This is a genomic window from Pseudomonas eucalypticola, from assembly GCF_013374995.1.
In the GTDB taxonomy this organism is placed as follows: domain Bacteria; phylum Pseudomonadota; class Gammaproteobacteria; order Pseudomonadales; family Pseudomonadaceae; genus Aquipseudomonas; species Aquipseudomonas eucalypticola.
In genome coordinates this window covers 2,694,895-2,715,503 of the sequence record NZ_CP056030.1, presented here as the reverse complement: position 1 = coordinate 2,715,503, position 20,609 = coordinate 2,694,895, and the positions used below count along the sequence as shown (strand labels likewise).

The following is a 20,609-nucleotide window of genomic DNA, read 5'->3' as shown; positions in this document are numbered from 1 at the left end:
GGGCTATTTGGAAAGGGCCACCGGCAAGGCGCCGGGTGAAACCAGACGCGCGCTGCGCGAAAACCACAGGTTGGACAGCAACACCGCCAGGCACACCACCGTGACGAGCAACGGCACCCACGGGCTGTGCCAGGTGGCCAGGAGGAATTCAGCCGCCAGGGCGATGACAGGCACACAGGGGGTAAGAATCGACACACGGCCGCCCCCTAATTGCTGGATCGCAAACTGCAGGCTGAATACCGGCACCAGCACGCTGACAAAGGCAAGTTCTACCAGCTGGAGCAGCATCGTTGTGTCGAGCGTAAACAGTTGCTGCAGGTTGTCCCTGCCCACCCAGCCGGTGACGATTAACAGCAGGAAGAACCGTACACTCAGGATGTCCATGGCGCTGTAGCGCCCGGCACGGTTCAACTGGCCGGAACAGAACACATAGATACCGCCCGTGATCCCGGCGACAGTGGCCAGCGCGATGCCTTCGTAAAGATGCGCCTGGCTGACCTGGGCCGTGGCCCCCAGGGCCAGGCGCATCACCACCAGAGCCAGCAACGACACCAGAATCATCAGGGCACCCAGCCAACGATAGCGGCTGACCGAGGTGCGCCTCGCCAACCGTTCGCACACCACCACCACCAGCGGCATCCAGCCTTGGTAAATGGCAGACTCCACCGACGCCTCGATGCGTTGCAAGGCCATGAACATCAGCCACCAGCTGAACAGCGTCAGGACATTCAGTACCATCACCCCACGCCACTGCTCCCTGAGCAAGCGCAACGGGTCGCGGCTTCGCACGGCATGCACCAGGAAAAAAACGCCCCACGCCATCAGGAAGGTAATGAAGGTCAACGCTGCGCCACTGATGCGGGTGAACGACACCATCACCCAGACCGCCGACAGCGCAGTCGAGATGCAATAAACCGCCATGCTGATGCTGCCGATGATGCCTGTCTTCATGACTGCTCCTTGGAACACATCGCCCCTGCCCGCCCCCATGGCGGCCAGGCCTCAAGCGCTGAGCGGTTCGAGGGTCTCCACTTGGGTGGGCACGTAGTGCTGCAAGGCGTCGAAGTCGGCACGCAGCACGGTCGGGTCATCGTTGCAGAAGGTCAGGATACCGGCCGTGTCAGCCAGTGACCGCGAGTCCACCACCATGCCCGGGGCCACCTTCCAGTCGATGCTGTAGGCGCTGGCGATGGGGGGCTCGTTGAGCTGGCTGATACGGCCTTTGCGCAAGGGCAGCAGTGCCGATACCACATTGTTCTTCTCACGGGGCCTGATCTGTTCGAGTGCCGCGGCCCCTGCCACCAGGTAGAGGTTGGCATCGATCAGGTTGATGTCGCTGTTTTTCTCATGGTAAGGCACGCCAATGCCTCCCGGCACCCGTGCGGCTATTTCCAGAAACACCGGGTAGCCTCGCCGGCGGTCCACGAACACTTCGTGGTGAGTGGAGCCGTTGCGAAAGTTCAGCGCGGCGATCACGTCGCGGTTGAATGCTTCCAATGTGGCCTTGAGCACGGGGTCGGCCACCGGAATGACGCTCAACGGTTTGCCCTGGACAAAATCGAAGTTGGTGCAGCCCAGCTCCAGTACTCCGCAGTAGCGGATTTCACCGTCCACCACGAATGAGTCGCACTGGAACATGGCGCCGTCGATGAACTCGTCCACCTCGTAATCGAAATGGAAAGGTGACGCCATCACCTGTTCACGTGCCCTGGTGAATTCGGCCTCGTTGCCAATGATCGAGACTTCGAAGCTGCCTGCGGCGTTGACCGGCTTGAGCACCAGGGGCAGCCCCAGGCGCTCGGCCAGCTCGCGGTAATACGCTTGCGGTTCCTTGGCCAGCCGTGACTGGTCGAGCGGGACGAAGCCCGGCACACGTATGCCGTGCCGGCTGACCGCATGCTTCATCAGGACCTTGTCACGGAAGTTGGCGACGATGGCCTGGGTGTCGCCCTCCAGCCCGAACACTCCGCGCAACTGAGCCGCCAATTGAACGTGGCACTCTTCCTGACAGAAGATGCGCACCGCCGACGTGTCCCCTCCGACCGCGCGCAATTCGTCGCTGACGATGGCGTGGCACTGGGCTTCGTCCAGCAACGGACGAATGTTGCGGTGCGGGTCGGCGTCCACTCGCGCGACCTTGGCGACATTGCGCTCCAGTACCGCAGGCAGCACATCGGCGTGGTAGGCGATCAATACGGTTCGATAGTCACGGCCCAGGGTTTGCAACGCTATCTCGGATGCGAAGTTCAGGTAGTGGGGGGTCAGGAACACAATTGTCTTGATCATGGTAGAACCTCAGGTGAAGTCAACGTTCATGCGGTACAGGAGGCGCGCATTGGCGCCCCCGTCGCTCTTTGCAATCGAAGGGCCCTTGTGCAGCGTGGACAGGTTGTCCCAGATCACGATGTCGCCCGGGCAGTAAGCATGCTGATAGCGGGGGGCGTGCTGGACCACGAAGTCCAGCACGCAGTCGAGGATGCAATGCGACAGCGTCGGTGACAGCCCTTCGATCTGCATGGCGGTGGCGGCCGGGGCGTAAAGTGAGGTCGAGCGTGCCAGCGGATGCTGGAGCACCAGAGGGTGGAGCACGGCCTGTTCCAGGGTGCCCGCTTCCTTGCCATCCAGGGTTTGCACCGCGGCATGGGCGTTGCGCAGCACGTCACGGTTGCCGAAACGGTGCCGAACCCGCAGATGATCCAGCTCAAGCCCTTGAAGGCAGGCGGGGCAGCTGGGGCTCAGCTGCCACTGGCGCACCTGGTTCAAAGCCGCGACGCAATCGATGAACTCGGTCTCGCCGTGCGCCTGGGGGACCTGCACAGCCAATAACGAGGTGAAGACGGTGTTGGCGGTTTTATAGGACATGTCCGTGTGCCAGTACCCTCCCCCCTCATGCACCCCCAACGCTTGGCCGCCCTGATGAAGGTTGGTCACCGTCAGTACTTCGCGGTAATCGGCCAGGCAATACTTGGCCAGCACATGGTGGACTGGGGTGCCCAGCGAGCGCATCAATTGTACGTAGGGCGCCACGCCAAGATTCTGGTTGCTGATGACCAGCACCTTGGCCTGGGAAATGGCCTGCTTGAGCGCCACCACGGGCTGCGCAAGCGCCTCAGCCAGGGTCAACCGCAACGGTTGCAAGCTGTTTACGCCCATGACAGTTGTCCTTGCGGCTCTGGCGCCGCGGCGCTGACCCCGGCCGCCGCCGGCACCATGGTATTGATGGACGCGTAGCCCGAGGCCGCGCCGGCAAAGTACAAGCCGGCAATGGGGCTGCGGCCCTGGTGGTGGCGGGTAAAACCGGTCTGCTGGTTGACCAGCCCGGACCACTGGGTGGCCGGGAGCTGGGCGGTGACGCCAATGGCCGACACCAGGCACTGGTGCGGCGCGGACGCATCCAGGTGCAGTTCGTAGTCGTCGCCCGTTGAACTGGTGACCAGCCGGCCCGCTTCCAGCGCATTGCGGCACGACGCGCGCAGCAACGGGTGGCTGTTGAGCGACGCGGGCAGTTGCAGAACGACCTGGTCGCCGCTCTGCCGGATCGCCGAATAGGCATGCAGCCAAATGTTGGCCCGCCCCAGGCCAGCCGAGTTGAGCGGCCCTCGAACGGCCGTCGACGAGGTCTTGGCAATCATTTCCAGGGTGCGTTGGCTCAATGACCGCAGGGCAAAGCGATCATCGGTTTCCTGGGGGTACAATCCCAGATAGGCTTTGACCAAAATGCAGATGTTGCGGGCAAAGGGCGCCAGTAACAGGGCGAGCTGAAACGCGCTGTTGCCGCTGCCGAAAATAACCACGTCCTGGTCGTGAAACTGCCTTGCCTGGCCCTGGGCTACCAATTGGTAGAGCTCGAAGCAGTTCAACCAGCGGGCTGCGGGGGCGTCGAAAGGCGGCGCCTTGGGGCGAATGCCGGTGGCCAGGATGAGCTGTTTACCGCGCAACGGCATGCAGGCGCTGTCAGCCTCCACGCTGACCTCGAACACCCCCTGGGCCTGGGTGACGGTGATCACCCGCTGCTGAACGCGGGTCAGCGGCAAGGCGGCGAAGTTGTCCCGGATATATGAGGCGTATTCGGCCCCCGTTGGGCTGATGCACGGCTTTTCCATGAACTGTCGCAAGGCAATGGGCGCGCCTTCTATTTCAAGTTCATTGCAATACGACTGCAGCGGGTGGTCGCCCATCATGCCCATGCAACCACCGAACACATCACTGACAACCGCCACGTTCAGGCCGCTGTCCAGCAGCCTGATACACTCACTGAGCCCAGCGGGCCCACCGCCTACCACGATAACGTCGAATATAGGCTGCTCCATTTCACAGTTCCTCCAGGCGAGCACAGGCTTGATCCACGATGGGTTTGGCGACCGAGAACGAAAACCTTACAGAGCGTGGGCAGTGATCCAGGTAAAAAGGCGTGGCGGGCAATGGCATGACGCCGCAGCACCTGGCCAGATGCTGGCTGAAGGCAACTGGCGACCGTGACGGATCCAGGCGCGAGTAGTCCGCCATGAGGTAATGGCCGCCCGCCGGCACCGTGAACTCGAAGCCGGCGTTGGCCAAGGCACTCGCCAGGCAGTCACGCTTGTTTTTATAGTGGGCCCTCACCCCGTCCAACTGCCCGCCCGCCAGCTCATCAAGCAGTACGGCGACAGCCGCCTGCAGGGGCTTGGGCTGGCAATAACTGAGGTACAGGTGATGCGCGTGGGCGCGCTCGATCAAGGAGGCCGGGGCACACAACCACCCGATCCGCACCCCGGTCATGGACAAGAGCTTCGAGGCACTGCCCGCCACCATGATGGGCAATTGCCCGCGCGGGTAGCGGGCCGGGCCATGGGTGGCGTATTCGAACTGCCCATAAGCCTCGTCGACGATCACCACGAACGCATGGGTGGTGGCCAACGCTACCAGGCGCTGCCAATCTTCACCCGTCATGCACCAGCCCGTGGGGTTGTGTGGTGTATTGATCAACAGTATCCGTACACCGGCGCGCACCTGTTGCTCCAGTGCATCCCAGTCCGGGCCCTGGAGGCCAGGTGAAAACGGCACGGGGATTGGCTCGATGCCCAGCAAGGCGGCCAGGCCAGGGTAATAAGGGTAGAAGGGTTCGAAAAAAGCGACCTTGTTGCCGAATTCAGTGGCCGCCGCGTACAGCGCCAGGTAAAGCGACTCGGTACAACCGCTGGTCACCAGCACTTCACTGTCGGCGGCAATTCCGGGGCCGGAATGGGCGGCGATGCTTTCACGCAGAATCATCTCGCCGCGCGGGTCGGCGTACTGCCAGCCCGCAGTCACCTGCCGAGCCAACGCCGTGTTCATGACCTCGTCAAACAGGGGCTCGGGAAGCCCTTGCGCCAGGTTCAACGCACCCACCGATGCCGCGAACGCGCTGGCATCCCTGAAGGGTGCCACCCGCGCACTCAATGTCAGATCATCCATGACTTCCCGACCTCCTGTGACACTAGCGTGTCAGGCGTGCGTAGCCACCCGGTTCAAGCCGTCCCAGAAGCGGGTCAGCAGGTTCAGGACATCCGCGGCGCCCTCCAGGATGTCGTTGCCGTTGCGCGCTTCGCGGGCGGCCTCCATCACGGCGTCACTGATCCATTCCACGTGATCGGTTTCCACCAGCATGTGCAAATAGAAGTAAGTGAAGTCTTCGTGTTGCCAGCCATCATAAAGACGAAAGCCTTCATACAAGTTGGCAATCATGGGAAAGCCGAACTCTTCAATAATGTAATGGGCGCCAATGGCCTGTTCCGTAGTGCCTTCCAGAAAGATCCGCCGCAACCCCGCCACTAACGCGCTGGCCTCGGGGATATATTCGACTTTCTTCCAGTCGTCCAATTGAATACCGACACCGGCCAGCACGCGCTCGAACATGATGAAGTGCGCCTCCCCCACGCCATCGCCCAGCTCCGAGACCACCGTGCGCGCCAGTTTCATGCGAATGACTTCGCTTTCGGTACGGTGGGAAGTGCCGGCCAGAATCTGCGGGAAGGTTCGGATATAATAAAAGTACTGCTGAAATACTTTCTTCAATGTTGCGGCTGGTAAAGGCGCCTGGCGAAACGTTTTATAAAAGGCATTGGTATTGATGCCCGATGCCGCGATCATTCCTTTCATCGAGCGGATGATGTCTTCACCCGTCAAACAGTCTTGCTCCATTCGTTGAGCCAGCATAGAGACCCCCGGATACGGTAAAGTAATTTGAACAGACGGATGAACTTCCGCGCTCGTTTCAGATAGTAAACGCGGAAGACTGACACACCAATTGATTGTTTCAATCAGAAAAACGACTTGCGATAGATTTATCTTGAAACATTATCCTAGACAGATAGCCAACCGCTTTAAAATCATGGGCTTGTATATTTTATTAATTAATAAGGCACTAAAAAAGAGCAAAAAATAATGGCTTGCCCCGGCTTGACGCATTTCTTGTTATTAAGCTACATGTAAACTCTCTCTTCCTGGGAATTCCCTATAGTGAACAACGCACCCATCGACATCGCCTTGACCATCAAGACCGAGCGGGCCGCGCGCAGCTGGTCCATCGGCGAGCTCGCGCAACTGTCCGGCGTCTCCAAGGCTATGATCAGCAAGATCGAGAATGCCCAGGTCAGCCCCACCTCGACCATTCTGGGGCGCTTGTCGGGCGCCTTCGGCCTGCCCCTATCGACCTTGCTGCACCGTGCCGAAGGCCGCTCGGGGCTGGTGTCCAGAGCAGCGGAGCAACCTCGTTGGGTGGACCCCGAGACCGGGTATGCACGCCAGCAGGTTTCCCCGCGTGAGGGCTGGCCACTGGAACTGGTGAACGTGCAATTGCCGCCAGGGGTACGCATCCAATACCCGGCGACCGCCTATGCCTTTCTTCACCAGCAGGTATGGGTAACACGAGGCACACTGGTGTTCACCAAGGGCACCACTGTCTACACCCTGGAGCAAGGCGACTGCCTGCAACTGGGGCTGCCGGAGCAAGCGTGTACCTTTGAGAACTCCACACGCGACACCTGTGAATACGTGGTCGCGCTGATTCGCAAGTAAGGGTCACACGCGCAGGCGGAGGTGGCTGGCCCTCGGCCATTGATAGCACGTTCGATAGCGCCCTTCAGTGCGTCCACTATCGCCCGTTCGTAACCACTGCAAACAGGACCACGGGCCGAAGCATTCGGGCAGACTTCGCCACGCACGTGAGCCCTCACGTAAACCGCTCGAATCGATAAGGCGTCGGGTCAATGATTGGTAACTGCCCGCTGACCAGGTCCGCCGCCAGGTGCCCGGCCGCCGGCGACGCGGCCAGCGTGTTGGGGTGTTCAAAGTTCACCAGGGCCATCACTCCGGACATGATCGTTTCGGCGGTCCCGGCGAACACATACACGATCAGGTAGGCCGACAAGGTGCCGGTGATCGCGAAAAAGCGTCCCTGCCCGCAATTGATGTAGTCATACACCGAACCGGTGGTGGGCAAGATGCTGGCCGCTTCCGCAAAGGTGGTAGCCTGGGCCAGCATCAGCACCACGGCGATCAGCATGGCCACGGCAAAGGCGCTGCCGCCAATACCGAAACCCATGGTGGCGGTGAGAATCACGGGGCTGGCCAGCGCGGTGGGGAACCCCACCGTGCCACGGTTCAGGTGCTCGGTGAGTCTGTTATTTATCGACATCGATCAATGCCCCAGCTTCAGGTTGAACAAAAAGGTGACGGGCGAGGCGCCTTGGATCCTCCCTGATGCCCCTATCACCGTGTTGCCCCACTTTGCCCCCTGTCAGCGGCCAATCTTGCCCATGGCTGCCGCCGCACTTGTAGCAGCCTGCCAGTGAGCCGTCCCGGCCCATAGACACACCTACGCGGGCAGGCGCCTCAACGGCCTTGCCTGACAGCCCCCCTGCTGTCCCCGAACTATCGCCGTGTGACCCCTCGAGGAAAAAAACCTTCCCAACGCAGCTCACTCGCTATCTGCGCATCCTGCCCCTGCGTACCAACGGTTTCTGCCGCGATGCTTGGCGACGTACAGGCAAGCGTCCGCCGCCTTGATCATGCCCAACGGGCTGGTCAGCTCCCTGGCAGGCATGCTCGACGACACGCCCGCGCTCGCTGTCACCCGGTGCTCGGGATGGTCGGCATGCTCGATATCGAGCGCGCGTATCGCCCGCAGTATGTCGTCGGCAACCTTCCCGGCGCCTTCCAGATGAGTATCCGGCAATAGCACCGCGAACTCCTCGCCACCATAGCGTGCGGCGCAATCGGTCGAACGTCTGAGCGCGCCTTGGATGGCTTGCGCGACCTGCTGCAGGCAGTCGTCGCCCGCGGGGTGCCCGTAACGGTCGTTGAAGCGCTTGAAATAGTCGACGTCCAGCATGATCAACGCCAGGGGGGCGTCCTGCCGCCGCGCGCGCTCGATCTCCCGCGCCAGTGCCAGGTCCAGTTTGCCCCGGTTGCCCAGCCCGGTCAGGCTGTCGGTCAATGCCATGTCCCGCAGCGCCTGGTGGGCGATGCCGATCTCTTTCTCCAGCAGCATGCGCGCGCGTAATTGGCCCAGCACCAGCACCCCGAACCCGCTCAAGCCCACCACCAACAGCAACAACACCATGCCGGTCTTGAACAGGTCATGGCGCCACGGACCGACAAACGACTCACGCGACAATCCAGCCTCGACCACCAATGGGTAGGAGGTCAACGCACGGTAGCCATACAAGCGCTGGGTGTTGTCGATGACGGCCTTGACCTCTGCCACCCCTTCGCTGGACACCGGAAGGTAGCGTTTGAAAATTTCGCTGTCGGCGAGGCTCTGCCCCGCACCGGGCGCAACGAACGGGCGCCTGACCAACACCTCGCCGCTGCGCATTGCCAGCACCAATGCGCCCTTGTCATCGATCTGGAAGTCACCGTAGTAGTCCAGGAAATAACTGACTTTCAATGTGCCCAACAACACGCCACCGAATGAGCCATCCGGGTTGTCCAGCCGCCGCGAAATCGGAATGACCAGCTCCCGCGAAGAGCGGCTTTTGACCACATTGCCGATGCGGATACCCCTGCCTGCATGGGTGCGGTGGTAGATGAAGTAATCGCGGTCGGCGTTATTGGCCGTTTCGGGCGTCACATACTGGTTGGTGACCACCCAATCGCCGTTGGGCGCATAGATGAACAGGCCCTGCAACTGCGGCATGAGCTGGGTCTGTTCTGCCAGCACCGCGTGGATGCGCGCGGTGTCGATGTGCTGCAATCCATCGCCTTCCACCCGCTCGCGCAGGCCTGCCGTTACCACGTCGACTTGGCGCACCGCGTCCTCGGCATGCTGCGCGGTAGCCTGCGCCAGGTTGCGAACCGAATCCTGCGCCATCGCGTAGGCCTGCCGATAGTCCCGCCAAGCCCGCCAGCCTTCCACCCCCATAAAGGTCAGGACCACCACCAGCATGAACCCCAGCGTCAGCCGAAACACGGTCGAATTGCTTCGGCCGCGCCGGGGCAGGCCATCGGCGTGCACGGCGTGCGGTGAAGGGGGTGCTGGTTTACTCGCAGACATAGCCATCCACGACATCAAAAAGCATGACATTAGCGCAACCCTGTCGCGCTGTTCTTCGAGACTGCGCGGTTCGCAGCAGCAGGGTCAACCTTCCCCAGGGTGACCATTGACGCCGCCAATCAAGCCTGGCAAGCGTGTCGCATGAGCCCACCCTGGCCACGGTAGAGCAGGCCCGGCGCGCAAAGTTCGGTCGAGGCACGAATGTCGAAGGGGTGACTGCCGCCTTGCCATGGGACCTCGGTGAAAGGCATCATCGCGTCTTCAAAGCCCGGTGGGCTCTGGCCAACGGGAGAAACCGCGTGGAGCTTGCGCAGCGCAACAACGTTACGGTCATCGGCGATGGCCCCGCGACGCTGGTGTTTTCCCACGGTTTTGGGTGCGACCAGACCATGTGGCACTACCTGTACCGGCACTTCACCGACCGCTTCCGGGTGGTGCTGTACGACCTGGTCGGCGCCGGCCGGTCGGACCTCAGTGCCTATTGCCGGGAAAAGTACAGCGCGCTCAGTGGTTACGCCCATGACCTGGCCGAGATCATCACCCAGTATGGTGTGGGGCCCGTGATCGTGGTCGGCCATTCGGTCAGCGCCATGATCGGCGCGCTGGCCGATCGCCTGGTTCCCGGCCAGATCGCGGCGCATGTCATGGTCGGCCCCTCGCCCTGCTATATCGACAACGGCGACTACGTGGGCGGGTTCACGCTCGAAGACATACATTCCCTGCTCGACACCCTGGACAGCAACTACCTGGGCTGGTCCAGCACCATGGCCCCGGTGATCATGGGGGCGCCTGGGCAGCCGGCCCTTGGCGAAGCACTCACCAACAGTTTCTGCCGCACGGAACCGGACATTGCCAAGCAGTTTGCCCGGGTGACCTTTCTCTCCGACAACCGCCAGGATCTGGTCGGCCTGACCACGCCCACGTTGATCCTGCAATCGACCGATGACCTGATCGCTCCCGTCGCCGTTGGCGAGTACCTGCACGCGCTGTTGCCAGCCAGCACCCTGTGCCTGGTGCCGAACGTCGGCCACTGTCCGCACATGAGCGCCCCCAGCGCCTGTTCCGAGGCCATGGACCGTTTCCTATTGCCCTGGGCAGGCGAACATGTCGACTGACCACCCGCCTCTGCCCGACGCCGACGCCCTGTTCGAAGGCGCGCCGTGCGGGCTGATCGTGACCACGCAGGACGGCACCATCCTGCGCGCCAATCAGATCTTCTGCACCTGGATCGGGCGCAGCCAGCACGCGTTGTTGGGCGTGCGCTTCCAGACCCTGCTGACCATGGGCGGGCGTATCTTCCATCAGACCCACTGGGCGCCCCTGATGCAGATGCAGGGCTCCGTGGCCGAGGTGAAGCTGGACCTGGTGCACCGCGATGGGCACACCGTGACGATGCTCCTCAACGGCATGCGGCGCGAACACGCCAGCGGTGCGTTCTACGAAATGGCCTTGTTCGGCACCACCGACCGCGACCGCTACGAACGCGAGTTGCTCACTGCTCGCAAGCGCGCCGAAGAACTGCTGTCGGAGAAAACGCTTGCCGAATCCGCGTTGCAGCAGATCAAGGGCGAACTCAGCATCGCCTACGAGAAATCCCAACGCCGTGCCCTGTTTGCCGAACAGATGGTGGCCATCGCCAGCCACGACCTGAAAAACCCGCTCACGGCCATCAGGATGGCGGCCGACTTTCTCGCCCAGGCCGAGCGCAGCCCGCGGGAAACCCAGTTGCTGGCCCACATCAGCCAGTCTTCGGACCGTGCCCAGCGGATCATCGCCGACCTGCTGGACCTGGCCCTGGCCAGGGTTGGCCACGGCATTGCGATTCATCCACAACCGCAGCCGTTGCATGACGTGGTCAGCCGCAGCCTCAGCGAGCTGCGGGTCGCCTTTCCCCAGGCCACCATCACCCATCTAGCCCACGGCACTGGCACGGCGCCGCTGGACGCCGACCGTATTCAGCAGGTCATCGGCAACCTGGTGGCCAACAGCGTGGCCTATGGAGACCTGCGGGAGCCCATCAGCGTCAGCTCGCGGATCGACGCCGCGGCGGCCACCATCGCCGTGCACAATGCCGGGCTCGGTATTCCTCCATCGGTGCTCGCCAGCCTGTTCGAACCCATGACCCGTGGCAGCCTCAAGGGCGACGATGTGCGCAGCGTCGGCCTGGGGCTGTTCATCGTGCGCGAAATCGCCATCGCCCACGGCGGCGAGGTAGCCGTGAGCTCCAGCGACGCTGATGGCACCACTTTTACCGTGACGGTGCCGTGCGCGGCGTCCTAGAGCGCCGACTTTTTGTTGTATCGAAGCAGGCTTTCTTTGACCAGAGCTGGAAACCCAGTGACCTGGTCAGGCAGTGACGACGCGGTAAGCGGCCGCCACTGCGTTCTTCAGCGCTGCGGGTGCACGACGGGCATATCGCCGCCGTCCTGCACCCTGCGTGGCTGCTCCTCGGTCATGTCGGCGCCAGTGGCATTGGGCAGGCACAGGGCGGCGATGAAGGCGATCAGATAAGAGGTAATGGCGAACGCCCCCATGGCGGTCGGCAGGCCGAGTTCGGTGGAGGCGAACCCCACCGCCGCCGGCATGATCGAACCGAACCCGCGGCCGAAGCTGGTGCAAAAGCCTGCGCCATTAGCGCGGATACGCGTGGGGTACAACTCGGCGAACGCCACTGGCAGCCCGGACGCCAGCCCGCCCTGGAAGGCGCCCAGCAACAAGCCCAGCCCCAGGGTCACGGCCATGTTGATGGGCGCGAACGTATACACCGCCACCACACAGGCCTGGCACACCAGGAACAACATGAACGCTTTGCCGCGGCTGATGCCGTCGCTGATGCGGCCATAGATGAACGGGCCCAGCAGCGAGCCGATGATGTTCACCGCCAGGTAACCGGAGGTAGAAGCCACGGGAAGGTTGAGCACCATGCGCATGTACGTGGGTAGCCAGGTGATCATGATGTAGGCGCCGCCAAAAATGCCGCTGGCCAACACCGTGCTGATGAGGGTGACCCGGCGATGTTCACCGCCGAAAATCTCGCGCAGGTCGACGCGCTGGCGTGTACCGGCGGCGCGGGTGAAGGCTTCCGACTCTGGCACCAGGCGGCGGATGAACCAGATGAGCGCCGCCGGTAGCAGGCCGATGGCGAAGAACGCCCGCCAGGCGATGGCCTCGGGTAACCAGGCGAATACCACCGGCATCATGGTCAGCGAGATGGCGTACCCCACTGCGTACCCGCTCTGCACCGAGGCAGCCACCCGGCCACGCAGGGCCGGGGCAATGGCCTCGCTGATCAACACCGCACCGACCACCGCCTCGCCGCCGTAGCCGATGCCCTGCAGGAAACGCACCGGCAGAAACTCCCAGAAGCTGCTGCACAGGCCCGCCAGGCAGGTGAACAGCGCCACCCAGAGCACCGTTCCCTGCATCACCCGGACGCGGCCGTAGCGGTCGGCCAGCAGCCCCGCGCCCCAGCCGCCAATGGCACTGCCGATCAACGATACTGAACCGAGCATGCCGGCATCCGATTTGCTCAGGGCCAGCACGGTCATCAGCACGGGCATCATCAGCGCGTAGATGGTGGAGTCCATGGAGTCGAGGGTGAAGCCGCCGAAGCAGGCCCAGTAGGTGCGCTTTTCCTTCGGAGTAAGCGCTGAATACCAACCTAGTCGCATGGGGAGATCCTGTGTTTTTTTGTAGTTGCCCCGATGCTACTGCGACGCCGGCCCCCGCGCAGGTGCCAATCGCTGATGCAGCGCGCGGTTCTTTTTATGTCAGGCGTGCGGCCTGCGCGTGTCGATCAGCACGGGCAACCCGGCCGGGGCCGGCGGTCGCAACGTGGCGAACGGTAGCAGCGGAGCAAGGCGCGCCCAAGCGCGCCCTTGGCCAGTGAACAGCCCACTGGGCAAATAAATGAAACCGCTGCGGCCCGCGCCCGGTCAATGTGCCTGTGGTCGCCGCGTCAGGCGGCCACTGCCCGCGCCGTGTCCAGGCGCTCATTCCCCGCTCTGTCAGCAGGTTTGCCCACGCATGAACGTCCTGACCCTGGTACACGGCCGCCGCCCCCACCTGGCCAACCTGATTCAAGGCCTTGAGGCCTCCAGCGTTCTGCCCCGGGGGCTGTGGATCGTGCACATGAACGAGGCGCCCGGTGCGTTCAGCAGCCCGCACTTTCCGATCACGACCCTGCGCCTGGATGAACCGGCAGGCTTGCCCTTGGCCAGGGCCCGCAACTGCGTGGCCTCGATCGATCCCGAGGCGCCGTGGGTGTTTCTCGACGTCGACTGCATTCCCGCCCATGACCTGCTGGCGCAGTACCGCGATAGCCTGCTGGCGCAGCCCGATGCCCTGCACATGGGCCAGGTGCGATACCTGCCCGAAGGCGCTAACCGTTCCGGCTGGACCGAGGCCGAGCTATCTGCACGGGGCGCCGAGCATCCCGTGGCGCGGTTTCGTACCGGGCCTGGCAACGCCCTGCCCTATCACCTGTTCTGGTCGCTGAACTTCGCCTGCACCGGCCAGGTGTTCGCGCGCATCGGTGGCTTCGATGAGGAATACCGCGGCTATGGCGGTGAAGACACCGATTTCGCGTTTCGCGCGCGGCGGGCGGGCGTGCCCCTGCTGGATCATGCGGCGGTGGCCTTCCATCAGTACCACCCCAGTTACGAACCACCGCTGAACCATTTCGCCGACATCGTCACCAATGCCCGCCACTTTTACCGGCGCTGGGGCGTCTGGCCCATGGAGGGCTGGCTGCGCGCGTTCAGCGAACTGGGCCTGGTGCGCTGGACGGACGAACACCTTGAGATCATCCAGGCACCCTCACCCGAAGACGTGGCCCGGGCACTTTCTTCAGGCAGTTGACCGGACGTGCCGGCGGCGTTACGGGGTGCTGAATGCGGCCAGGGTGCTTTCGATGAGCCGCGCCGCGCGGGAGGCTGCGTTGGCGTCCGCCCAGCCCTGCCAGCGGCTGGGGTCGAGTGTCCGCGCCGCCTCGAACAACGCCGGCCACTGGGGCGCTGCGGGCCACCCCTGCTCCAGTCCTATGGCGACGCCCAGTTCATTCAGACGCCGTGCCTGCAGCCGCTGTTCGTCGAAGGGCCGGTCTTCGGCCACCGCAATGAAGCGGCAACCCAGTGAAGCCGCCTCGCCCACCAGGCTGTCACTGGCGCTGCCGACCACGACTTCAGCCTGGTGCATTTCCACGCGCGGGTCTTTAAGGTGTCCCAGCCACTGCAGGTTCGGACCGGGGTCACCAGCCGGCAGGCTGCCGGCCACACGAAACTGCCACCCGGGGCACCGGCGGGCCATGGCTTCGATCAGGCCCACGGACAGGCCGGTGCCGCCCTGCCCGGTGATGATCAGCACCTGGGCCTTGCGCGGCGCGGTGCGAGGCGTGCCAGCGAACCGCGAGAGCCAACCGCTGTAGCCGGTCTTGTCGCGCAGCCACTGCGGCGTGTCGCCGGCTTCCATGACCTGCGGGTAAGGCGCCAGCAGGGCACTGGCACTTTCATAGGCCAGGCGGTGGGCAGGATCATCACGCAGGCCGTGCTGGCGCACGTACACCACGGGCACCCCGCACAGCCGCGCGAACAAGGCCACTTCCACCGAGACATCCACCACCAGCACGCACGGCCAGTGGGTGACAAACCACCGCGCCAGCAGCGCCATGCGCTCGCGCAAGCCATCCACGGCCAACGGCGCGTAGTGCAGCGCGTCAAGGCGCTCGACCCGCATGCCCGGCGCGGTGTCGCCTGGCAACGGCATGCTGCGTACGCCTACCGGCAAGTCGTCGGGCAACCGCGAGCCAATCAGGGTGACGGGCACGCGCAACGCCTGGGCGATATGCGCGGCCCGTACCCCATGGCCTGCGCCGTGATGATGGACGTAGTACCCCACCTGTGGCTCAGGCATGTCGCGCAGCCACGTCGGCCAACAAGGTTTCGTAGCGGTCCAGCATCAGGTCGTGGTCCCACAGGGTTTCGGCCCGCGCCCGGCAGGCCTGGCGCGATTTTCCGCGGGCCACGATCATGGCCCGCGCCAGCGCCGCCACGTCATTGGGGGGCACCAGGCAGCCCACCTCCTCGCTGATCAGGTCTGCCATGGCGCCGCGGTCGAACGCGGCCACCGGGGTGCCGCAGGCCAGCGCCTCGGCCACCACCAGGCCGAAGGGCTCATCCCAGCAAGGCGTCACCAGGGCCACGGCGGCGCTGGCCAGTTCGGCGGCCAGCTCAGGGCGCTGCAAATGGCCCAGGTAATGGACACCGGGCCCCAGCCGTGGCTGGATCTGCGCCTTGAAATAAGCGTCATCCACTGCCTGCCCGGCGAGGCGCAGGGGGATGCCCGCCTGGCGGGCGGCGTCGATGGCCAGGTGCGCGCCCTTGTCCGACACCAGCCGGCCAAACCACAGCGCATGTTCGCCCACGGCCCCCGTGGGCTGCCAGCCGCGCAGGTCGATGCCGTTGGGAATCACGGTGCAGTGCGGTACCACCTCGCGCCACTGCCGGGCGTTGGCAGCCGACGGCGTGCTGAAACGGCCGGTCTGGCGGTCGCCGCGCAGAGCATTGGTCATCTCGAAGAACGGCGGCGTATGCAGCACGGTGAGCATCGGCGTGCGAATCAGCGACGCCATGGTCACCGGCACGTAATGCAGACTGTTGTTGAAAATCACGTCGAAGCCGTAATCATCGATCTGCTGCATGAGCTTCAGGTAGGCGTGGTGCTCAGCGACGTACGCACTGCTGAGGCTCGGATGCCGACAGGCGTCCTCGTCCGGCACGGCCACGGCCTGCAACTCGACCGCGCTGCCGCCCTTGGCAAACAGGGTGACGGCATGGCCCCGGGCCCGCAGCCCCAGCGTCACGTCGTGGGTGAACGCCTCCAGCCCGCCGGCGAACGGTTGGCACACGGGAAAGCGAATATGGGTGAGCACCCCGATGCGCAGCGGCGCATGGCCCTGGGCGATCGGTGTGCTGGAATCGTCTGGCTGGTAGCCGCGCCACATGCCTTGCCTCCTTCTGGTTATTCATTCAGGCGCCAGCCAAGGGCATTGGTTCCGTGCAGATGTCCGCTCAGGGCAGCCGCTGGGGCGGCAGCATCCGCTCCAGCATCCCGTTACGGCGTACCGCCACGTGCCAGACCGTAGCGGCCACGTGCAGCACGATCAGCCCATAGACCGCGAACTGACACGCTACATGCACCGTATCGGCAGCCTTGCCGAGCGCTTCGTCATGGGCAAACCCCGGCAGGTCGACCAACCGGAAGAACGGCACGTCCTGGCCGTTGCCGGCCATCAGGTAGCCGGTGACGGGCATCACCAGCAACACCAGGTACAGCAAGCCGTGGGTCAGCCCTGCCAGCACCACGGTGACCCGATGGGTGCCCACCGGGTAGGCGGGCGCGGGGTGGCCCCAGCGCCAGGTGAGGCGCATCAGCACCATGAGGAACACGCTGATGCCCATGGACTCATGGGCCATGTACCAGAAGACCCTGATCGGGCCTGGCGGAAAATTCTCCGCCACCCAGACAAAAGGCAATAGCAGGCACAAGGCCGCGACCGTCAGCCAGTGCAACGCTTGAGCAATGCCGGTGTACCGCGCCATGAGATCGTGAACCACCTGTCGTCGCCTGCCACGCCTGAAGATTAGCTCATGGGGCCTGAGACATCGCGACGCGCCGGACGGCACTAGCCAAACACCAAAAAACGCATAGAATTGCGCGCCCCGCTGCACCGGCGGCCGCGTACCAGAGCCTTTCCCGAGCGCCGCAAGCACCCGCGGCCCGTCATGCCCCGACGCGTCAACGCAACCACTTGAGGTTCCAATGTCTCCACAACTCCTGGCCATGGCGCTGGCGCCTTTGCTCGGGCTTTTTATCGTCAGCCTCGGCAATGGCCTGCTGTCGTCCATCACCACCTTGCGCCTGGATGCCGCTGGCGCCTCCGCCCTGCAGATCGGGTGGGTGTCATCGGCCTACTTCATTGGCCTGGCGCTGGGGTCGTTCTTCAACGACCGGCTGATCCTGCGCGTGGGGCACATCCGCGCCTACAGTTGCTTTGCCTCGATGATCGCCGCCACTGTGCTGCTGCAAGGCCTGGGCAGCGACATCAGTGCCTGGTTCGTGCTGCGCCTGATCAATGGCTGGGCGTGCGTGGGCGTGTACCTGGTGATCGAGAGCTGGTTGCTGCTGGCCTCGGACCCCAAGTCCCGGGGCCGGGTGCTGGCCGTTTACATGATCGCCCTGTATGGCTCGGGCATGTTCGGCCAGGCGGCCATCGGCCTGGTGTCGGGGCTCGGCGACAGTGCGCCGTTCCTGATCATCGGCACACTGGCATCGCTGTCGGTGATGCCCGTGGTGATGATCCCACGCGTCACTCCCCTGGTAGAAAGGGTGGATGCCTTGTCCCCGCGCCAGCTGTTGCGCGTCACACCCACCGGGGTGATGGGCTGCTTCGGATCCGGCGTCGCCATCGCCGCGGTCTACACCTTGCTGCCGCTGTACCTCAAGCACCTGGGCATGGGCCTGGGCCAGGTAGGGCAGATGATGGCGTGGGTGATCCTGGGCGCGATGGTGCTGCAATACCCCGTGGGGCGGTGGTCTGACCGTCAGGACCGGCAATCGGTGTTGATCGTGCTGTGCACCGCCTGCCTGGTCTTGTCACTGGTGATCATGGCGCTGCCGCCGTCAAGCCTGGGGCTGGGCGCTGCGCTGTTTCTGCTGGGCGGCGCCATCTTCGCCATTTACCCGGTGGCCGTCAGCCATTCCGCCGACCGGGCGCCGGCCGGCGCGGTGGTGCCGATGATTCAGGGCCTGCTGCTGATCAACTCCCTGGGCTCGGCGCTCAGCCCCCTGGCCGTCGGCCAACTGATGGCCAAGGTCGGTGAAAACGGACTGTTCTGGGCGTTTGCGCTGCTCAACCTGGTGATGCTCGCCTACTTCGGCTGGTGCCGCACCCAACGCAGCGCGCCGCACGCCGCCGCGCCCTTCGCAGCAGCGGCGCAAATGTCCCCCACCGGTGTGGAATTGCGGGTGACCCAAGACCTGCAAGCCGCCATGGACGAAGCCGCAGGCGACGTGGAGGCAGCTTCCAAGGCGGCCTGACGGAGGCACCCGAGCGCCGTTCATCGCCCTGGGTGCATCTTTTTAAAATTCCCTCTGCCCGGGAAGGGTCACAGCTCAAGAGGCACTGAAGCAAACGGCAGTGATCAACCACGACGAGGCTTTCAACATGAACAAGAAACTGAGCTATGCGTTGGTAATAGCAGGACTGAGTTGCGCCCTTTCCATGCCCCTGATGGCAGCGACCGGCGCCAGTGGCGCGGGCGGTGGGGCCAGTGGCAGCGCCGGGGGCAGTTCCACCGGGGGTGGCGGCATGGGCGACTCCACAGGGGCCCCCGGCACCTCATCGTCGCCGACGGGTTCCAATGGCGCCAACACCAATGGCACCGCCCTGCCCGGTTCGGGCGGCGAGGCGGGCAGCGGTGGCAACTCCAGCCCAGGCAACAAAACCCCTTCCGGCGCCGGATCCAGTGACAGCACCAGCCATCCCGCCGAGCCGAACTCCAGCGGTAAATCTGGCAGTGGTTCCTGAGCTGGCGCCCAAGCCGACGCCAGCGAGCGCAGTCCGAAAGCTCGCTGGCATCGGCCCCTGTGCCGGCGGGCCTTGACGACCCTGCTATTGTTCCCGTTCGACGTAAAGCCCGGCCAGCGGCCTGACGATAGGCCGAGCATTCTCCACAGTACCGATCCATCCCACGCGCCCCTTGCCCGACCTGCCCAGTGCCCATGGTATGGTTGCGCCTGGCCAGGTACCGCGCGTACCTGCCCGCCAGCACCACGCACCCTGTCGGACTATACCTGGATGAATGCCAAGCCTTCCCCTGCTCCAACCGCCCCCCTCGATAAAGTGACCCGCGGCAGCGCCGCATTCCGTGCCATCGCCATCTGCATGACGTTGGCGGGCGTGTCGACCTTCGCCCTGATGAATTGCGTGCAACCGCTGATGCCGCTGTTCACCCAGGCGTTTTCCATCACACCTGCCCAGGCCAGCCTGTCCCTGTCGGTGAACATCGGCATCCTGGGGCTCTTGATGCCGCTGGCCAGCCTGGTCTCCGAACGCCTGGGCCGCAAGAAGGTGCTGGTAGCCTCCTTGCTGACCTCCGGGGTGGTCTGCGTGCTGTCGGCCACTGCCGATAGCTGGACGACCTTTCTGCTTTACCGCGCGCTGCAAGGCGCGGCCTTCAGCGGGGTGCCGGCCATCGCGATGGCTTATATCGCCGAAGAGATCGCCCTGTCCGACTCCGGCTATGCGGCCGGCGTTTATGTCAGCGGCGCCGCCATCGGTGGCATGTTCGGCCGGGTACTGGCCGGTTTCGTGGCCGACGCCTGGGGCTGGCGCACCAGCCTGGTCGCCACGGGCGCGGTGGGTGTGGCCTCGGCCCTGTTGTTCACCTACCTGTTACCGCGCTCACGGCATTTCGTCGCGCAGCGCACGGGCTTGAAACCCTTACTGGCCACGTATCGACTGCACCTGGGAAACCGCGCGCTGCAGCGCGCCTACGTCACCGGTTTCTTCATGATGGGCAGCCTGGTGATGGTCTACAACTTCCTGGGCTTTCGCCTGACGCAGGCCCCCTTCAACCTGAGCCCTTCGCTGGCCGGCTCGCTGTTCCTGACTTACCTGGCCGGCATCTACGCCTCGACACTGGCCGGAAAACTGGCCGACCGGCACGGTTCGAAACCGGTGACCATAGGGTCGCTGGGGTTGTGCGCGGCGGGGGCGATGCTGATGCTGGCGCCTTACTTGCTGCTGGTTCTGGTGGGCCTGGTGCTGTTCACGGTCGGCTACTTCGCCACCCACTCGGTGGCCAACGGCGCGGTATCGCGCCATGCGCGCACGGGTAAATCCCAGGCATCGACCTTGTATTTCATGGCGTTCTACGCCGGCGGCGCCGTGCTGGGCTGGGTCGGCGGAATCGCCTGGGCGCAGTCGGCCTGGCCGGGTGTCACGGCACTGCTGGCCGCCGCGATCGGCCTGACCCTGCTATTGGGCCTGGCCACCCAGAAAAGCACCCCAATCCCGCCGTAGCAGCGGACCCGG

Annotated in this window: 18 protein-coding genes and 1 pseudogene; 7 read left to right on the top strand and 12 right to left on the bottom strand. The window is 64.1% G+C overall.

Translation table 11 applies throughout. The annotated features are described in order from the left end of the window. Positions 1-3: 3 nt before the first annotated feature. From HWQ56_RS12260 to HWQ56_RS12235, 6 genes are read right to left on the bottom strand one after another with little or no spacing between them, the layout of a single operon-like run. On the bottom strand, positions 4-951 hold the full coding sequence (locus tag HWQ56_RS12260; protein ID WP_176570648.1) for a DMT family transporter: 948 nt from the start codon (positions 949-951) through the stop codon (positions 4-6). A gap of 51 nt (positions 952-1,002) precedes the next feature. After that, positions 1,003-2,286, bottom strand: a complete 1,284-nt coding sequence (locus tag HWQ56_RS12255) for an ATP-grasp domain-containing protein (protein WP_176570647.1) — start codon at positions 2,284-2,286, stop codon at positions 1,003-1,005. 9 nt (positions 2,287-2,295) lie between these two features. Continuing rightward, positions 2,296-3,153 (bottom strand): TauD/TfdA dioxygenase family protein, encoded by an 858-nt coding sequence (locus HWQ56_RS12250; RefSeq protein WP_176570646.1) that lies wholly within the window; start codon positions 3,151-3,153, stop codon positions 2,296-2,298. Further along, on the bottom strand, positions 3,144-4,310 hold the full coding sequence (locus HWQ56_RS12245) for an NAD(P)/FAD-dependent oxidoreductase (protein WP_176570645.1): 1,167 nt from the start codon (positions 4,308-4,310) through the stop codon (positions 3,144-3,146). The genes HWQ56_RS12250 and HWQ56_RS12245 overlap by 10 nt, the downstream gene beginning before the upstream one ends. A gap of 1 nt (position 4,311) precedes the next feature. Continuing rightward, on the bottom strand, positions 4,312-5,433 hold the full coding sequence (locus HWQ56_RS12240) for a pyridoxal phosphate-dependent aminotransferase (protein WP_176570644.1): 1,122 nt from the start codon (positions 5,431-5,433) through the stop codon (positions 4,312-4,314). Between the two features lie 30 nt (positions 5,434-5,463). Next, complete coding sequence (locus HWQ56_RS12235; RefSeq protein ID WP_245217846.1) at positions 5,464-6,144, bottom strand: iron-containing redox enzyme family protein; 681 nt, start codon at positions 6,142-6,144, stop codon at positions 5,464-5,466. A 333-nt stretch (positions 6,145-6,477) separates the two neighbouring features. Here HWQ56_RS12235 and HWQ56_RS12230 point away from each other — a divergent pair, with 333 nt between their 5' ends. Continuing rightward, positions 6,478-7,035, top strand: a complete 558-nt coding sequence (locus HWQ56_RS12230; protein ID WP_176570642.1) for an XRE family transcriptional regulator — start codon at positions 6,478-6,480, stop codon at positions 7,033-7,035. A 253-nt stretch (positions 7,036-7,288) separates the two neighbouring features. On the opposite strand, the pseudogene HWQ56_RS12225 reads toward HWQ56_RS12230, so the two are convergent. Together HWQ56_RS12225 and HWQ56_RS12220 are read right to left on the bottom strand one after the other, a co-directional pair. Continuing rightward, a pseudogene (locus tag HWQ56_RS12225) lies at positions 7,289-7,654 on the bottom strand (APC family amino acid permease); the annotation flags it as partial. A 282-nt stretch (positions 7,655-7,936) separates the two neighbouring features. Beyond that, positions 7,937-9,406 carry a sensor domain-containing diguanylate cyclase gene (locus HWQ56_RS12220; RefSeq protein ID WP_245217880.1) on the bottom strand — a complete coding sequence of 490 codons (1,470 nt, stop codon included), beginning with the start codon at positions 9,404-9,406 and terminating at the stop codon, positions 7,937-7,939. Positions 9,407-9,813: 407 nt separating this feature from the next. On the opposite strand from HWQ56_RS12220, the gene HWQ56_RS12215 reads away from it, so the two are divergent. Both HWQ56_RS12215 and HWQ56_RS12210 read left to right on the top strand, forming a co-directional pair. Continuing rightward, positions 9,814-10,629: an alpha/beta fold hydrolase gene (locus tag HWQ56_RS12215; protein ID WP_158158275.1), complete on the top strand. Its 816-nt coding sequence runs from the start codon at positions 9,814-9,816 to the stop codon at positions 10,627-10,629. Further along, positions 10,619-11,794, top strand: a complete 1,176-nt coding sequence (locus HWQ56_RS12210; RefSeq protein ID WP_176570640.1) for a PAS domain-containing sensor histidine kinase — start codon at positions 10,619-10,621, stop codon at positions 11,792-11,794. Before HWQ56_RS12215 ends, HWQ56_RS12210 begins: the two co-directional genes overlap by 11 nt. 107 nt (positions 11,795-11,901) lie before the next feature. Here HWQ56_RS12210 and HWQ56_RS12205 read toward each other — a convergent pair whose 3' ends face one another. Further along, complete coding sequence (locus HWQ56_RS12205) at positions 11,902-13,185, bottom strand: MFS transporter (protein WP_176570639.1); 1,284 nt, start codon at positions 13,183-13,185, stop codon at positions 11,902-11,904. A gap of 355 nt (positions 13,186-13,540) precedes the next feature. On the opposite strand from HWQ56_RS12205, the gene HWQ56_RS12200 reads away from it, so the two are divergent. Continuing rightward, a complete protein-coding gene (locus tag HWQ56_RS12200; RefSeq protein WP_176570638.1) occupies positions 13,541-14,374 on the top strand; it encodes a glycosyltransferase family 2 protein in 834 nt (277 codons plus the stop codon). 18 nt (positions 14,375-14,392) lie between these two features. Here HWQ56_RS12200 and HWQ56_RS12195 read toward each other — a convergent pair whose 3' ends face one another. The 3 genes from HWQ56_RS12195 to HWQ56_RS12185 all read right to left on the bottom strand — a co-directional run bounded on the left by HWQ56_RS12195 (position 14,393) and on the right by HWQ56_RS12185 (position 17,127). Continuing rightward, the gene (locus tag HWQ56_RS12195) at positions 14,393-15,424 is read right to left on the bottom strand and encodes a hypothetical protein (protein WP_176570637.1); all 1,032 of its coding nucleotides are present in this window, start codon (positions 15,422-15,424) and stop codon (positions 14,393-14,395) included. Further along, positions 15,417-16,514: a glycosyltransferase family 4 protein gene (locus tag HWQ56_RS12190; RefSeq protein ID WP_233270950.1), complete on the bottom strand. Its 1,098-nt coding sequence runs from the start codon at positions 16,512-16,514 to the stop codon at positions 15,417-15,419. Before HWQ56_RS12190 ends, HWQ56_RS12195 begins: the two co-directional genes overlap by 8 nt. 67 nt (positions 16,515-16,581) lie before the next feature. Then, positions 16,582-17,127, bottom strand: a complete 546-nt coding sequence (locus HWQ56_RS12185; protein ID WP_176570636.1) for a cytochrome b — start codon at positions 17,125-17,127, stop codon at positions 16,582-16,584. Positions 17,128-17,332: 205 nt separating this feature from the next. On the opposite strand from HWQ56_RS12185, the gene HWQ56_RS12180 reads away from it, so the two are divergent. From HWQ56_RS12180 to HWQ56_RS12170, 3 genes are all read left to right on the top strand, one after another. Further along, positions 17,333-18,610 carry an MFS transporter gene (locus HWQ56_RS12180; protein WP_176570635.1) on the top strand — a complete coding sequence of 426 codons (1,278 nt, stop codon included), beginning with the start codon at positions 17,333-17,335 and terminating at the stop codon, positions 18,608-18,610. A 127-nt stretch (positions 18,611-18,737) separates the two neighbouring features. Next, positions 18,738-19,100: a hypothetical protein gene (locus tag HWQ56_RS12175; protein WP_176570634.1), complete on the top strand. Its 363-nt coding sequence runs from the start codon at positions 18,738-18,740 to the stop codon at positions 19,098-19,100. Between the two features lie 270 nt (positions 19,101-19,370). After that, positions 19,371-20,597 (top strand): MFS transporter, encoded by a 1,227-nt coding sequence (locus tag HWQ56_RS12170; protein ID WP_176570633.1) that lies wholly within the window; start codon positions 19,371-19,373, stop codon positions 20,595-20,597. Positions 20,598-20,609 lie beyond the last annotated feature (12 nt).

What these genes read in the sequence shown, in the direction of transcription:
- HWQ56_RS12180 (WP_176570635.1), top strand. Translation starts at nt 17,333, where the DNA reads ATGTCTCCACAACTCCTGGCCATGGCGCTGGCGCCTTTGCTCGGGCTT.
- HWQ56_RS12220 (WP_245217880.1), bottom strand. Translation starts at nt 9,406, where the DNA reads ATGCTGGTGGTGGTCCTGACCTTTATGGGGGTGGAAGGCTGGCGGGCT.
- HWQ56_RS12240 (WP_176570644.1), bottom strand. Translation starts at nt 5,433, where the DNA reads ATGGATGATCTGACATTGAGTGCGCGGGTGGCACCCTTCAGGGATGCC.
- HWQ56_RS12190 (WP_233270950.1), bottom strand. Translation starts at nt 16,514, where the DNA reads ATGTGGCGCGGCTACCAGCCAGACGATTCCAGCACACCGATCGCCCAG.
- HWQ56_RS12200 (WP_176570638.1), top strand. Translation starts at nt 13,541, where the DNA reads ATGAACGTCCTGACCCTGGTACACGGCCGCCGCCCCCACCTGGCCAAC.
- HWQ56_RS12170 (WP_176570633.1), top strand. Translation starts at nt 19,371, where the DNA reads ATGAATGCCAAGCCTTCCCCTGCTCCAACCGCCCCCCTCGATAAAGTG.
- HWQ56_RS12210 (WP_176570640.1), top strand. Translation starts at nt 10,619, where the DNA reads ATGTCGACTGACCACCCGCCTCTGCCCGACGCCGACGCCCTGTTCGAA.
- HWQ56_RS12205 (WP_176570639.1), bottom strand. Translation starts at nt 13,185, where the DNA reads ATGCGACTAGGTTGGTATTCAGCGCTTACTCCGAAGGAAAAGCGCACC.
- HWQ56_RS12250 (WP_176570646.1), bottom strand. Translation starts at nt 3,153, where the DNA reads ATGGGCGTAAACAGCTTGCAACCGTTGCGGTTGACCCTGGCTGAGGCG.
- HWQ56_RS12255 (WP_176570647.1), bottom strand. Translation starts at nt 2,286, where the DNA reads ATGATCAAGACAATTGTGTTCCTGACCCCCCACTACCTGAACTTCGCA.
- HWQ56_RS12195 (WP_176570637.1), bottom strand. Translation starts at nt 15,424, where the DNA reads ATGCCTGAGCCACAGGTGGGGTACTACGTCCATCATCACGGCGCAGGC.
- HWQ56_RS12175 (WP_176570634.1), top strand. Translation starts at nt 18,738, where the DNA reads ATGAACAAGAAACTGAGCTATGCGTTGGTAATAGCAGGACTGAGTTGC.
- HWQ56_RS12260 (WP_176570648.1), bottom strand. Translation starts at nt 951, where the DNA reads ATGAAGACAGGCATCATCGGCAGCATCAGCATGGCGGTTTATTGCATC.
- HWQ56_RS12245 (WP_176570645.1), bottom strand. Translation starts at nt 4,310, where the DNA reads ATGGAGCAGCCTATATTCGACGTTATCGTGGTAGGCGGTGGGCCCGCT.